Annotated in this window: 12 protein-coding genes, 1 tRNA gene and 1 pseudogene; 8 read left to right on the top strand and 6 right to left on the bottom strand. The window is 40.3% G+C overall.

The window, feature by feature from the left end:
- Window positions 1-57 precede the first annotated feature (57 nt).
- On the bottom strand, window positions 58-2,100 hold the full coding sequence (locus V7K30_RS02810; RefSeq protein WP_334996890.1) for an Eco57I restriction-modification methylase domain-containing protein: 2,043 nt from the start codon (window positions 2,098-2,100) through the stop codon (window positions 58-60).
- Between the two features lie 552 nt (window positions 2,101-2,652).
- Between V7K30_RS02810 and V7K30_RS02805 the strand changes: the two genes are divergently transcribed.
- Window positions 2,653-4,293, top strand: coding sequence for a metallophosphoesterase family protein (locus V7K30_RS02805; RefSeq protein WP_334996886.1), 1,641 nt, complete (start codon window positions 2,653-2,655; stop codon window positions 4,291-4,293).
- Window positions 4,294-4,463: 170 nt separating this feature from the next.
- On the opposite strand, the gene V7K30_RS02800 is transcribed toward V7K30_RS02805, so the two are convergent.
- A complete protein-coding gene (locus tag V7K30_RS02800) occupies window positions 4,464-5,399 on the bottom strand; it encodes a serine hydrolase (protein WP_334996885.1) in 936 nt (311 codons plus the stop codon).
- A 9-nt stretch (window positions 5,400-5,408) separates the two neighbouring features.
- On the opposite strand from V7K30_RS02800, the gene V7K30_RS02795 reads away from it, so the two are divergent.
- Together V7K30_RS02795 and V7K30_RS02790 are read left to right on the top strand one after the other, a co-directional pair.
- On the top strand, window positions 5,409-6,113 hold the full coding sequence (locus tag V7K30_RS02795) for a C40 family peptidase (RefSeq protein ID WP_334996884.1): 705 nt from the start codon (window positions 5,409-5,411) through the stop codon (window positions 6,111-6,113).
- 14 nt (window positions 6,114-6,127) lie between these two features.
- The gene (locus V7K30_RS02790) at window positions 6,128-7,141 is read left to right on the top strand and encodes a glycosyltransferase family 2 protein (RefSeq protein ID WP_334996882.1); all 1,014 of its coding nucleotides are present in this window, start codon (window positions 6,128-6,130) and stop codon (window positions 7,139-7,141) included.
- Window positions 7,142-7,437: 296 nt separating this feature from the next.
- Here the strand turns inward: V7K30_RS02790 and V7K30_RS02785 are convergent, their stop codons facing one another.
- The 3 genes from V7K30_RS02785 to V7K30_RS02775 form a co-directional block, all read right to left on the bottom strand.
- Window positions 7,438-8,430 (bottom strand): hypothetical protein, encoded by a 993-nt coding sequence (locus V7K30_RS02785; protein ID WP_334996880.1) that lies wholly within the window; start codon window positions 8,428-8,430, stop codon window positions 7,438-7,440.
- Between the two features lie 430 nt (window positions 8,431-8,860).
- Window positions 8,861-9,097, bottom strand: a complete 237-nt coding sequence (locus V7K30_RS02780) for a hypothetical protein (protein WP_334996878.1) — start codon at window positions 9,095-9,097, stop codon at window positions 8,861-8,863.
- 332 nt (window positions 9,098-9,429) lie between these two features.
- Window positions 9,430-9,900, bottom strand: a complete 471-nt coding sequence (locus V7K30_RS02775) for a hypothetical protein (protein WP_334996876.1) — start codon at window positions 9,898-9,900, stop codon at window positions 9,430-9,432.
- Between the two features lie 151 nt (window positions 9,901-10,051).
- Between V7K30_RS02775 and V7K30_RS02770 the strand changes: the two are divergent.
- Window positions 10,052-10,534, top strand: a pseudogene (locus V7K30_RS02770) (MFS transporter); the annotation flags it as partial.
- Between the two features lie 38 nt (window positions 10,535-10,572).
- Here V7K30_RS02770 and V7K30_RS02765 read toward each other — a convergent pair.
- Window positions 10,573-10,646, bottom strand: a tRNA-Arg gene (locus V7K30_RS02765).
- 34 nt (window positions 10,647-10,680) lie between these two features.
- Here V7K30_RS02765 and moaC point away from each other — a divergent pair.
- The 4 genes from moaC (at window position 10,681) to V7K30_RS02745 (ending at window position 13,485) form a co-directional block, all read left to right on the top strand.
- The gene (moaC, locus tag V7K30_RS02760; protein ID WP_334996874.1) at window positions 10,681-11,187 is read left to right on the top strand and encodes a cyclic pyranopterin monophosphate synthase MoaC; all 507 of its coding nucleotides are present in this window, start codon (window positions 10,681-10,683) and stop codon (window positions 11,185-11,187) included.
- A 452-nt stretch (window positions 11,188-11,639) separates the two neighbouring features.
- Window positions 11,640-12,728 carry a HoxN/HupN/NixA family nickel/cobalt transporter gene (locus V7K30_RS02755; RefSeq protein WP_334996872.1) on the top strand — a complete coding sequence of 363 codons (1,089 nt, stop codon included), beginning with the start codon at window positions 11,640-11,642 and terminating at the stop codon, window positions 12,726-12,728.
- Window positions 12,729-12,802: 74 nt separating this feature from the next.
- The gene (locus tag V7K30_RS02750) at window positions 12,803-13,057 is read left to right on the top strand and encodes a hypothetical protein (RefSeq protein ID WP_334996870.1); all 255 of its coding nucleotides are present in this window, start codon (window positions 12,803-12,805) and stop codon (window positions 13,055-13,057) included.
- Between the two features lie 119 nt (window positions 13,058-13,176).
- A complete protein-coding gene (locus tag V7K30_RS02745) occupies window positions 13,177-13,485 on the top strand; it encodes a DUF3181 family protein (protein WP_334996868.1) in 309 nt (102 codons plus the stop codon).
- Window positions 13,486-13,603 lie beyond the last annotated feature (118 nt).

The following is a 13,603-nucleotide window of genomic DNA, read 5'->3' as shown; positions in this document are numbered from 1 at the left end:
GTTATGGATTTAGAAGCTTTGAAAATTTTAGAGTCAGATGCTTATTAAATTGGCATTTTATTTATTAGTTTGGCATAACAAGTACTGAAGAGCCTGCTTTTTCAGCTTATCGCCATATTTAGCGCGAAACCACTTGTTAGAAGAAATAAATGCTAACATCCCACCTGATTTTAACAGTTGCAAAGCACGGGCATAAAAGAAACAATATAAATCAGCCGTTCCTGTATAAACAGCCGGATACACTTTTTGTAGTGTCGGCTTTAGGTGTTTAATTAATTCTTGTCGCACATAAGGCGGATTGGCTACCTGAATATCAAACCCACCATCTGTAAATACTTCTGCAAACTCTACAGCCCAATCAAACCCTGCTACTTGAGTGCTACCATGAGTAATTAATGCAATTTGAGTTTTTAATTCATTAATTTCCTGCTCTAACTTTTGCTTCTTACCCCCTTCATGAGTCCGCATATACTCAGCTTTCTTCTGACAAAATTGGCTGATAAATTCATGTCTAATCACTCCTGTGGTTGCAGGACTTGGAGCAATCAAACTATCTCCCACTTCAATTTTATATTTTAGGTTTGGTAGTGGCGGCGGATTATCCCCCTCATATTCTACAGCCAGCGATAGCCATAACCGTAATCTGGCAATATTGACTGCAAAAATGTCAATATCTACACCGTAAAGATTATTTTCAATAATATCTAGCTTGCGCTGATAGACAGTATTGGAATCTAGACCTTTGTTAGCAAATAAACATTGACGCAAATCTAATAATTCATGAAGCATTCCAAGTATATAAGCGCCACTTCCAGCAGCTAAGTCGCAACACTTGACGCAACGTAATGCTTCTAGAATCGCTTCTGAATTCTTAATATTATCTGGGTGATGTTCATCAACAAATTCTGATATACTATCAGTGGCTTCTCCTAATACCTGTGTTTTTAAATATCCTTTCAATGCCTCACGACACATAAAAGAAACTATCGGTTTAGGAGTATAATAACTGCCAGATTCATGCCTCCCTGTTACGAGTTCCTCGAACACCTTACCTAGCATTTCTGGGTCTACTGCTACCTCTACATCTAGCGGTGTACTCTCAGTGACGGTGAAAGCAAAACGTTGAAATAGGTTATGAATAATACTGTCTATACAATCATCTGAAACTATAATTTTATCATCGTTGTCATCTTCATCTTGTTCAAATAAACCACCGTTGAGGTAGGGTACATGACCAATCAGGTCTTTAAGTAAACCACCATTATTAATATTTGCTATATCATATTCTTGGGGATTATTGAGTCCTAAAAAGAAAAGGTGAGAAAGTCTATCTTTATAAAAGTTCTTATTTGATCTATTATCATCTTTTAGATAAGCTTCCCACAAAGTTGATAGATAATCTATGCTTCCTTGGAATTTTAACCAACCTTTTTTCTGGATAAAGCCAATAAACATTAGACGGTTAAATAACTTTTGGGTGAATAATCGTTTACGTTCCTTGTCTGTGTTCCAGTCTATTAGTCCTTCAACTTTCTCAAAAGTTTTACGATATTCTTTAAAGAATTCCTGGGTAACTTTTTCAACATCAAATGCTTCATCATGAAGTGTCTGAATATCTAACACTGAAGCATTAGAATGTTTTTCTAAATCTAACAGACTAATTCTTTCTGTGGCTGTGCGTAATTGTTCCCCTTCTCCAACGGTAATGCGCCGAAATAGCTTTTGTTTTTGAAGGGTGTTATCATATTTAACATTAATAAAGTGCCACTGCGATCGCAATTTATTAGAAAATACAAATAATGCATAAGGATGTTCTTTCAGAAGATAATCGACAACTCTTCTTTCACCCTGTCTTGACAACTCTTCTGAACTCAAACGTGCATAAATAATGTGAAAAGCATTATTAGCACCACCGGATGCTAATAATAAAGGATCATCTGTAAGTTCATTAGCAACTGCATCAGTCAATTTTCGCCGAGAAAGTTCTTTATTCACTCGTTCATAGTTCAATTGATTCCAAAACAATTTTTTGAGTGTATCAAGACTTTTAAGGTTTTGAAGTGAATTTAAGATAGACTGTTGTAGTTCTAATACTGACATAGATATAAAGCTTGTGGCAGATGTGTATTTTTACCCAAAACCGCGCAGTAAACTCTGACCACGAAGCTTACACCTCGCAGTATTTTCAAAGTTTTTAAAAGATGAAAAATTGTCGCTATTCAGATAAAAATCTGCTGCGTTTAAATTGTTATATACCTCTAAAATAAAAACAATTAATTAATCTGTAATGATATATTTCTAGAAGTAGTTTGTTTAAACAAAGATACAAATTAAATTTAGTTGACTTATATGATATTTCATCCAGTGTAATTACTGGACTAGTAACAATATGCTCTAAAACTTTATAAAACTGGAGAAGCCTACAGATGAAGCGTAATGCTAAAACTAGAGGCTTTTTGGAGGATAAATTTTTAACCCTGTCCGCAAAAAAGGCTAATAATAAAATTGCGTTCAGTTGGTGAATACCCTAAAAAATTTGGTATGTTACTCATGTTCAGACGCAAAAGCCGCCGTAAAATCTTCTCAGTGGCTACGCTTGTGCTTGTTATATGCTTTACTCTGGTAAGTGTGCGTTCATTTGGGCAAACAATTATGACATCAGCACCCCAACTGCTCACCGACCCTTTTTTGCAACTGCCAACTGAAACCTCAGTGCGAGTAGTTTGGTTTACTGAGTTTGCTGGTGTTAATCACACAGTAACCTACGGCGAAAATCTCAAACAAACTGCTAAGGCAAATATTACCAAACTCAGTCGCACGCGTGAAGACCAAGAGTCAAGAGTTGCAAACCAAACCAAAGACGGCCAAGTTTATCAAAAACCCGTCCAGCGCGATATTTGGCGACATGAAGCTGAGGTGACTGGGTTAACTCCTGGTTTGCGAGTAAACTATCGTGTTACGAGTGTACAAGAAGACGGCGAGAGGGTTAGCAGTGATGTTTTTAGCCTCGCAGCTACTCCAGAACCCGATACACCATTAAAAATTCTGCTGACCTCTGACCATCAGTTAAAGCCGATGACATCTGCAAATCTGCAAAAGGTGGTAGAAACGGTTGGACGAGTCGATGGGGTGTGGTTTGCCGGTGATTTGGTCAATGTTAGCGATCGCGCCTCAGAATGGTTTGATGATAATAGCGGTGGTGCTTTGTTTCCCGGTTTACAAGGTCGTGCTAAATATGACATGACACACGACGGTGTTAAAACAACTTACACTGGTGGACAAATCATTCAACATGCACCTATGTTTACTTGCATTGGCAATCATGAGGTGATGGGGCGATTTGCTAGGACAGGAAGTTTAGATGGTGAATTTAATGATACAATTCCCCGTGCCGTTGCTCAAAAAATCTACCCGAACAAATCTTTAATAGATAATTCTTTTAATACTAATACTTACGAAGAGATTTTCTCTTTACCAAAAAGTAAAGAGGGTGGAAAAAGGTATTATGCAGTTAGTTTTGGTGATGCGCGTTTGGTGGTACTGTCCGCTACGAATATGTGGCGGACTCCCAGCTTAGATGGAAAGCGTAAGGGTAGATATCAGGAAGCAGAAAAGGATTTAAATAATCCTGAAAATTGGGGTTATGGACAGTTGATTTATGAGCCAATTGCTAAAGGTAGCAAGCAGTACAATTGGCTAGAGGCAGAACTCAACAGCCCTGAGTTTAAACAAGCAAAATACAAGGTTGTGATGTTCCATCATCCGCCCCATACTCTGGGTGATAATATAGTTCCTGCTTATACAGAACCAGTACAGATAATTGAACGGGATGATAATAATATCAAAGCAGTGCGTTATGAATACCCCAAAGATGCAGATTACATTATCCGCGATGTTGTGCCTTTACTAGAAGCAGCTAATGTGCAATTGGTATTTTATGGGCATTCTCATTTGTGGAACCGCTTTGTTAGTCCTAGTGGAATGCACTTTCTAGAAACATCTAATGTGGGCAATACTTACGGTGCTGCTTGGGGTGAGAGAAAGCGAGAAGTACCAATTGGATATCAAGAGGATTATGTTAAGGTTGGTGATCCCAATGGTTTAGAACCAATAATGCCAACAATTTCCCCCTTGCTGGGCGAAGATGGGAAGCCGATGCCTTATATTACCAGTAATGATATTACGGTTTTTAGTATCTTTGATACGGGAACGGGTACGATAAGTAGTTATCGTTTTGATACTCGCAAGCCTGATTCGGAGGTATTGAAGTTTGATGAATTTAAGTTGAAATAGTAGGGATGCACAGATGTGCATTGGTGTCAATTTAAGCCAAAACTTTTGAAAATATCGTTTCCAGGTGTAACCTGGAAATGCTTTTCATTGGGCTGCTGCCGCTAATCAGGGAGGCGGCAGCCCCTCAGTAGGCATTCCCAGTCTTAGACTGGGAACGAGGCAATTTTGAATTATAGACTGCTAATCGCATCGGCAACTAGTTTAGAAACAAAGGGCAAAATATCCCGACTCTTAGCCTGTGCTTTCCCTTCAGTAAATACCACTAAAAGGTAAGGGCGCTGTTCTGGTAACTCAATGTACGCAGCATCATGGCGAACTTGACTTGTCCAACCTGCCTTTGACCAAATTTGAGCATCTTGAGTCACTCCACCACCTAAAAAACCTGTTACCTGGTCTTCCTCAGCATCAACGGGCAAATCGTTGAGAGAACGTTTAAGCAAAGCCATCATCGCTTGCGATCGCCCACTTGAAACCGCCACCCCACCTACAATACTATGCTGTAACCTAGCGATCGCATTTGTTGTCAACATATTACGATTTTCCAGTAACTCTCCCACAAACGCCCGTTCCCGTCCATAGGGGCCATCACCCCAAGTTTTTTGACAGACGTTTATCGTTTCCATTTCTTCCCAAGCCAAGGATTGGTAATAGCGGTTAACAATATTACGCTGATATTTCCAGGTTTCAAAGGGCCCGATTGGTAATTCTGGCCCTGATGTGGTACCACTTAGGATATCCACAATCAAGCTGGTAGCATCATTGCTGGAATCTACAATCATATTCCGCAAGGCTCGCTCCAACTCTTTGGAAGTCTGCTGGATCATGCCTTTTTCTAACCATTCGTTTACCGCCACCAGATAAAATAGCTTGACTACACTCGCGGGATAAATCCGCTCAACACCACGGTAAGTAAAACCACGAACTGGATGATCCCAAAAAGCGTTGGGAGTTAGCGCCCCACCAGTATTTACTAGCACTGGTGGATCGTAAACAACCCAAGTCAGGGCAATTTGGTTACGGGCTAAAGTCGGAAATGCTGCCCAAGTTGCATCTAAAATGCCATTACCAAGATTTTCGAGTTGTTCGTCTTTATTAAAAAAAATCATTCTCTAGTAATGTCCTTTAATCTAAAATCCAAAATCCAAAATCCAAAATCAGGGGAATATCAGTGTTTAGCTGACCTGAACTTATATGATTCTCCTGAATGTAGGCGTTTAGCAACTCAAGCCGCATCTGGGCGATATTTATGGGTAACATCAAATCATCAAAATTCAGCCGTTGAGGTGTATTTGTGTGAAGATGACTATCCGGGATGGGTATCCTTTTCAGATTTTGATTCATTACAATCTGCTACTGTACCTTATCAGGCTGCAACATTTTCTGAATCTGAAATTAAAAAACTCCTAGCAGAGGTCATCGCCTTTACCCAAAAAGCGATGCAACAATCAAATTATTACCTTTGGGGTGGTACGGTTGGGCCAAATTATGACTGTTCGGGGTTGATGCAGGCGGCGTTTGCTTCGCTGGGTATTTGGCTACCTAGAGATGCCTATCAACAGGAAGGATTCACTCAACCAATTACTATTGCAGAATTAGCAGCCGGGGATCTGGTATTTTTTGGAACTAGCCAAAAAGCAACCCATGTTGGACTTTATTTGGCGGATGGTTATTACATCCATAGTTCTGGGAAAGAGCAGGGACGGGATGGGATTGGGATTGATGTTCTCTCGGAACAGGGAGATGCGGTTAGTCAGTCGTATTATCAGCAGCTGCGAGGTGCTGGTAGAGTTTTTAAGAGTTACGAACCACAGAGACGCTGAGGGTGCAGAGATATATGAGGAGTGGGTTGGTTGATCAAGGGTTGAGTCAGGAGAATGGGGCTATTTCCGCAATTGTCCCAGATGTTTCGGTAGTGGTACCGATACATGACGAGGTGGAAAGTTTGCCGCTTTTACTAGAAGCGATCGCATCTACTTTATCCTCTAGTCAGGTAAATTATGAAATCATTTGTGTGGATGATGGTTCTACAGATGGTTCCGGGGATTTTCTTAAGAAAGAGGCGCAAATCCGCACTGATTTAAAGGCGGTGATTTTGCGTCGCAACTACGGACAAACTGCGGCGATGGCTGCTGGATTTTATTATGCAGTCGGTAAAGCGATCGTTACTTTAGATGCTGATCTCCAGAATGACCCAGCTGATATCCCGATGTTATTAGCAAAGCTGGACGAAGGTTACGATTTGGTGAGTGGTTGGCGGCAAAAACGCCAAGATGGTGCCGTCAATCGGTTACTTCCTTCCAAAATTGCCAATTGGCTAATTCGCCGTACCACTAGCGTGAATATTCATGACTATGGCTGTTCGCTGAAAGCCTATCGTGCAGAACTGTTGGCAGATATGAACCTCTACGGGGAATTACACAGATTTTTACCCGCTTTGGCGTACATTGAAGGAGCTAGAATTACCGAAATACCCGTGCGTCATCACGCCCGTCGCTTTGGTCGCAGTAAATATGGGATTTGGCGGACATTCCGCGTGTTGATGGATTTGTTAACCATTCTGTTTATGAAAAAATTTCTCACCCGCCCGATGCACGTTTTTGGACTATTGGGCTTGATTTCAATGGTTTCAGGGACAGCGATCGGAATTTACTTGACTTTCGTCAAATTGGCTTTAGGTGAGATGATTGGCAATCGCCCTTTGCTAATTTTAGCAGTTCTTTTGTTAGTAACTGGAGTGCAGTTATTTTGCTTCGGTCTTTTGGCAGAATTGCTCATGCGTACATACCATGAATCCCAAGGACGGCCTATCTATCGCGTGCGAGAGGTGGTAGCAAAAAATGTTAAATAAAGGACTTCCAAAGAATAAATTACTCAACAAAAATCAAAAGTACAGGCTTAAACAATAATAATAATCATTGTATAGAGGGGAAGCGATTGCCGACGGCAATCGCTTCCCCCCTCTTAAATATTCATTAAAAGAACGTCTTTAATACTTATATCGTTTTCAAAATCTATAATTGTGCGAAATAATCTGTAAATTTAGCTACAAAATCAGGTACGCTTACCCTGGTCATTACCCTCTGGGTAAGTGCTTAACCTTTAAAAAATGAGAAAAGTAGAAGTTTTGTAAAGAAGTCAGAAATATCAATTGCACTTAATACCTTTTAAGTTAGGAAAAAATTCCAGAGATGCACAAGATACCAGCATCGGATCTTCAATGGGGGGATTTGTATGTGCAACAATGTGAGCAGCAGTAACTTGTTTAAGAGTCCATTCCAAATTCTCTTTTCTAGAATTAGCGATTCTTTTTACTTGAGTGTAAAAATATTCACCACGATTCAAACGATTAGAACCTTGTTTTGCATCACAGCTATAAGTATCATGTTCATCCGAGAGAGGTTTATTATCTTTCGTACCCAAAATTATAGTCATTGGTGTGCTGAATGCCGTTTTTAATTCCACAGGTGGTAGTTGATTTCCAGTTTGTTTTCTCAAGCCACAAGGATACTCCATATCTTTATCAGGTACAGTATACGAACCAGCTTCCGCAGCAACAGCTTTTATGATCCGTGTATGAGGCATAAAAATAATCATTCGATGTACAAATTGCGCTCCAGCAGAATGACCGTATATATAGTAAGTATTTAACTTAAGTTTCACACTTGTTTTCACAAAATCAAAAATATTTTCAATGTCTGAAAATGCCCATTGGTCTTGAGATTTTAGTTTGTTAAGAGATTGTGTAAACATATTTCCCAGGTTATAACCAGCATATCCTGGGAAGTCATTTTGTGCAAATTGAGGGGCAAGTAAGATAAAGTTTGGCTTGCTATCGCTATTGGAGCTATAGATTTTTCTCCAATCATTTCTATAATCTTTAGCATTCCGTTTTTCACCATGCATAGCAAATACTATTTGAGTATTTGAATTCAATTTATTAGGCAGATAATAGTACACAGGAATAGACAAATTATTATCTTTAACTTGATAAACAAAACAACCCTCTCCTCTTGTTAATAATCTTGAAGGACAATTATCTTGCTCAAAGTTTTTGGAATCAGCCTGAGATATTTGAGCTAAATGAGCAAAACAAAAGCAAATAAATATACTAGTAGCAATAGCAAACAATCGTTTCATAAGTAAAAGCCTTTAGGAAAAATTTTATCAAGGCGATCATAATCATTACTGGATGATTTATAGCTAAATTATCATATCGAGTAGTGATACATCGAAATTGCTTGAGCCGATTGATAGTATCTTGATTGCTTGTTGTGTTCACGTTAGAACCACTGACGCCGAACTGCGGCGCAACCTGCTGATTTTTACAGCTGTGGCAATTTCTTCAAATTGTCCCACAACGCACGCAACCCTCACAGTTGCTCACTTACTTGACAATTGCCGGCTACAAACCGCATCAATTAACTAAAACTTATATATGAAAAAGCCGCTTGATGCCGTAAGCAAGCGGTTTTCAGGTCAGATGGATTTATTTTACTTATCTGAGGAGTGGCAACTCTATACCTTATTCCCTTTGCTGATTATACTTTCATTAAACTTGTATACAGGTTTATTCAAGCAGTGTTCTAGCTTCAGGTATCACCTGTAAGCTAGAACCTTCTGTTAGTAATTTTACAGCAGTAGTCACTGCTTGCAGCGCTACATTAAGTTGGGTTCTAGCTTGCAAAGCTTTATTTCTGCGTTCAACTCCGGCACGACCTTCTAAATTGCGTGGGTCGTCGTCAGTATTGAGGTGGATGACTTTGACAACACTCAGTCCTGAGTCCTGAGTGCTGAGTTGAGTCAAGTAAAAAACTACTCAGCACTTATGTACTTGGTACGAGCAAGGCCCCTTGTGGGCGGAATCTTCTTAACTCTTGAGAAGGTTGATAAGCTGTCGGACATTTAAATTGCATATCCTGGGCGGGCAAGATGCCCACCCTACAAGAGTTATGTTTAATTCGATTATGCAAATTAAATGTTTTTTAGCTTATCCCACCCCTTGTGGGTGGTCTTTTAACTCAGCACTCAGCACTCGGAACTCAGCACTCTTCATTTTCTCGACTTTTTCAGATGGTTCAAAAATCGCTTCACCAGCTGTCAACTTACTACTGAAGTTAATTATAAGTTAATTTCCTTTTAGTTGAGCGACTTTTTCCAGCAATTCTCTAATTTTTTCAAGCTTATATTTTCTTCTACTAACTCACTGTCAAATACTCTTTTCATTTCTTTTGATATGTACTTGTACTCGTTTTCAGATTCTGATTTAGATTTATTTTCAGGCTTTAGAGCCTTCTGAAGATATGTCAAATGTTCGGGTAGTTCTTTTACTACTTTGTCTTTTACTACTTTGTTTGAAATTTTGTCAGCTTCTTCTTTAACCAGTTCTTTTAGCTTTGTTATTTCGGTATCTATTTCAGACTGACTTAGATTTTCTGCTTCTAAATCCCTCTCTAGAATGTCTTGCTTCTCAGTGCCTTTTTCATCTAACTTGACACTGTATCCATGCTGAGTACCAAGAATTTCAGGATCAATCACCTTACCACGTTTATCTTTAAATTTTCCCGTAGACACAATTACACGATCATCTCGCTTAAAATTCTTACTCATGATTTTGGTAAAATGCTTAAGTTTAATTACTAAAGAGACTACATCCTCATCTTGAGTTATTCCGAAAAATAGTTGAAATAATCGTAAAAATAATTTCGCTATTACTGTTTAAAACATGACAATTTTCTTTTTCGTTACTCATAGGACAAATATCAGTTTTAGTATCAGAGTGTTTGCTGGTAAGGCAAGCGATCGCTTTGGTCGTGGTTTATTTATCACCTTTGGTATTTTTTGCTACGTTTTAGCGTTAATACTGCTGTGGCAGGCTGACAGCGCGATCGTGTTCTTACTAGCTGCGATCGCTGAAGGTGGTGGTGGTGGTACACTAATCTCGATGATGATTACTATGATGGCAGACCGCTCACTGCCTCAAGAACGGGGGAAAATTTTTGCTATATGTGTAGCTAAACTTGACCTGGGGATTGCGATCGCTGCTCCTCTTCTGGGTACAATAGCAGAACTTGTAGGCTACCGCGATATGTTTAGCTACGGTGCTGCGATCACTTCTCTAGCACTTGTCATCTTCCTCACGCAGTCGAGCAAAGACCTATCCAACTCGCTGCGCTTTGCACTCGGTCTAGCTCCAGATGTCTACGCCTTGAACAACTTAAAAGTTAGGAGTGAGGAACTTTAATTCCTCACTCCTAACTTTCAACTCTTAACTTTCAAAAACGGGCGAGGAGGGATTCGAACCCCCGACACCGTGGTCCGTAGCCACGTGCTCTAGTCCACTGAGCTACACGCCCTCACCGACAATCTATATTAACACGTTCTAACTAAATGACGCAAGATATTCCATCTAATTTTGCCAACTTAACCCATTTAGATCGCCAAGGACAGGCACAGATGGTGGATGTGTCTGACAAAGCACCCACCGTCCGCCAAGCTGTAGCCGAGGCCAAAGTGCGGATGCTGCCAAAAACCTTCGCTGCTATTCAAGCCGGAAATGTGCCAAAAGGAGATGTGTTGGCAACTGCAAGATTGGCTGGGATTATGGCGGCCAAGCAAACAGCCACTTTAATTCCTCTGTGTCATCCGTTGCCTTTGCAAAAAATCGCAGTCGAGATTATACCCGATCCGCAATTACCTGGTTATCAAATTCAAGCCACAGTCAAAACCAAAGCTGAAACTGGTGTAGAGATGGAAGCCTTAACTGCCGTTTCTGTGGCTGCACTGACTTTATACGATATGGCAAAAGCCTTAGAAAAGTCGATTCAAATTGAATCAATTCGTTTAATAAGTAAGAGTGGCGGGAAATCAGGAGATTACTCCTTGCCAGAGCAATAACCTAGATTATCTCACCTATAGCTTTGTTGAGATCGGTTGGGCTTTCAAACTCTTCATCAACTGAAAACCTAAAACCTAGATCCCCCCTAACCCCTTTTTGAGTGGGGAACCCTGAAAGCCCCCTTTTTAATGGGGTTGGGGGATCTTTTGTGCGTAAGTCCTAAAGAAGTAAGAATGGGATTTTCTTACTGGGCTGACAAGTCCTATTTATAAATATTTCAGCCTGCCAATGCTGCTCACCGTTATGAAGTATGACCGACTAGCCACACTTTTGACATAACCTTGCAATCCCTCTGTCATTTAGATAGGTTTTACTAAACCTTACGTCAATGTCAATATAAGTAGTTTTCATGAATGAAACCGAAATAGCTGCCTCAGTATGCTGATACGGCTCATACAGAGTCTGATTCGTTTTTCACCTTGTCGAAATATGCCTTTATGAGGAGTGATAAATGCTATCCAGGTTTTCGCGTGTTTTCAACGATAGTTCCAGAAACGTTAGACGTAAAGTTATCAACATTTATGCGTTCCTGATTAGCGTGAATATTTTGGTCTGGGTAGTTGCCCTGATTACATTCCATCGCTACCCCCTTCTGCTTGGCACTGCCGTATTAGCTTATAGCTTTGGTCTACGTCATGCTGTAGATGCCGATCACATCGCCGCGATTGACAATGTTACCCGGAAATTGATGCAGGAGAACAAACGACCTGTTGCTGTTGGGTTCTTCTTCTCTCTAGGTCATTCCACCGTTGTAATTGCCGCCTCTGTTGCGATCGCCTTAACCACTACAACTATCCATAACGACTTTCCCAGTTTGGAAAAGCTTGGGGGGCTAATTAGCAGTAGCGTTTCTGCACTTTTCCTACTAGCAATTGCAGCAATCAATATGGTGGTGCTGTGGGATGTTTATAAGACCTTCCAAACCGTCAAGCGGGGTGGAATCTACGACGAGCAATCTTTAGATGAATTTTTGAACCAACGTGGGCTACTCGGTCGCATCTTCCGTCCTTTGTTTCGGTTGATAGATAGTAGCTGGAAAATGTTTCCTTTGGGTTTCCTCTTTGGTTTAGGCTTTGACACGGCGACAGAGGTAGCACTGCTGGGGATTTCTGCAAATCAAGCAGCCAAAGGTCTGCCTATCTGGTCGATTCTATTGTTTCCAGCTTTGTTCACCGCAGGTATGTCCCTGATTGACACCACCGACGGCATTTTAATGCTTGGTGCTTATGGCTGGGCTTACGTCAAACCAATCCGCAAGCTCTACTACAACATGACCATCACCCTTGTTTCTGTACTAGTTGCTGTGGTCATTGGCGGAATTGAGGCTCTGAACATTATTGGTGATCAGTTACAACTGAAAAGTCCGTTTTGGGATTTCATTAGTCAACTAGGTGAGAACTTTGGCACAATTGGTTACTTAATCATTGCCATCTTTATATTAAGTTGGTTACTTTCGACCATCATCTACAAAGTCAATAAGTATGATGAGTTGGAAGTCACTAGTGCTACACCCACTAAACACAAGAGGAATAGGCATTGAGCCTAGATGCACGACATAAATGCCCCAAAAACCTTAGAATGATTAGGGTGTATTTAAATCTGTAACAAATATTTATGCCTCCTCGTTGGCCTCGCGAACCCGATCGCAAAGACGCTGATTTCCGCAAGATAGATGACCGGATGAATTTTGCCATCCATGTGGCGATCGCTGCTAGTATTAATTCTGGCTTGTGGTTTTTCCACAACTTGAAAGGCACTACATGGGAGTGGCTGCCGTGGTTGACTGGTAGTTGGACAGGAATATTATTGGTACATCTAATTTATATTGCTGCGATCGCCAACTACAGCGATCCATCCGAATCCATCTGAAGACGGACTGGTGATGCTGGGGCGATTGTAACCTGTGGTAGTAGGATTAGCCTGTTAATTGAGCGATAATGTAGAAAAGCCTGAGATTTCGCGCTCTTTCTTAATGTAGGGTTATTTTTATGGCTAAGACTAACACCACAGAACTACTGGAAGCCCTAGCAGCTGAAATTGGCGAAAATGTCTACATAGACATTGCCAAATGGCATCTTTATTTATCTAATGCCAAGCTGCATACCCTTGTTGCTGAACAGTTGTATCCCTTAATTACTTCCAACAATGTAAATGAAGACCAAGTTATAAAAGTCTTGAAATCAATTAAAGTAAAAATTGGCGGCGGTAAAAGCGAACTTCCTTTAATCGATTTCCTCCCACTGCAATGCCAGGTTACTTTAGTAGATATCTTGGAGAAATATCAACGCAATTTATAATCGCTAAAACCAAGATTATCTTAGTTGGACAATTTTCTTAATCAGCATTTCGTGATTCGCTTTTAGCTTCTGAATTAGGTATATGTTTACTGTATCTATTTTATAAAAATAAACTCCA

Origin of the sequence: Nostoc sp. (assembly GCF_036917655.1) — a bacterium.
In the GTDB taxonomy this organism is placed as follows: domain Bacteria; phylum Cyanobacteriota; class Cyanobacteriia; order Cyanobacteriales; family Nostocaceae; genus Nostoc.
This window is presented reverse-complemented; position numbering and strand designations above follow the sequence as displayed.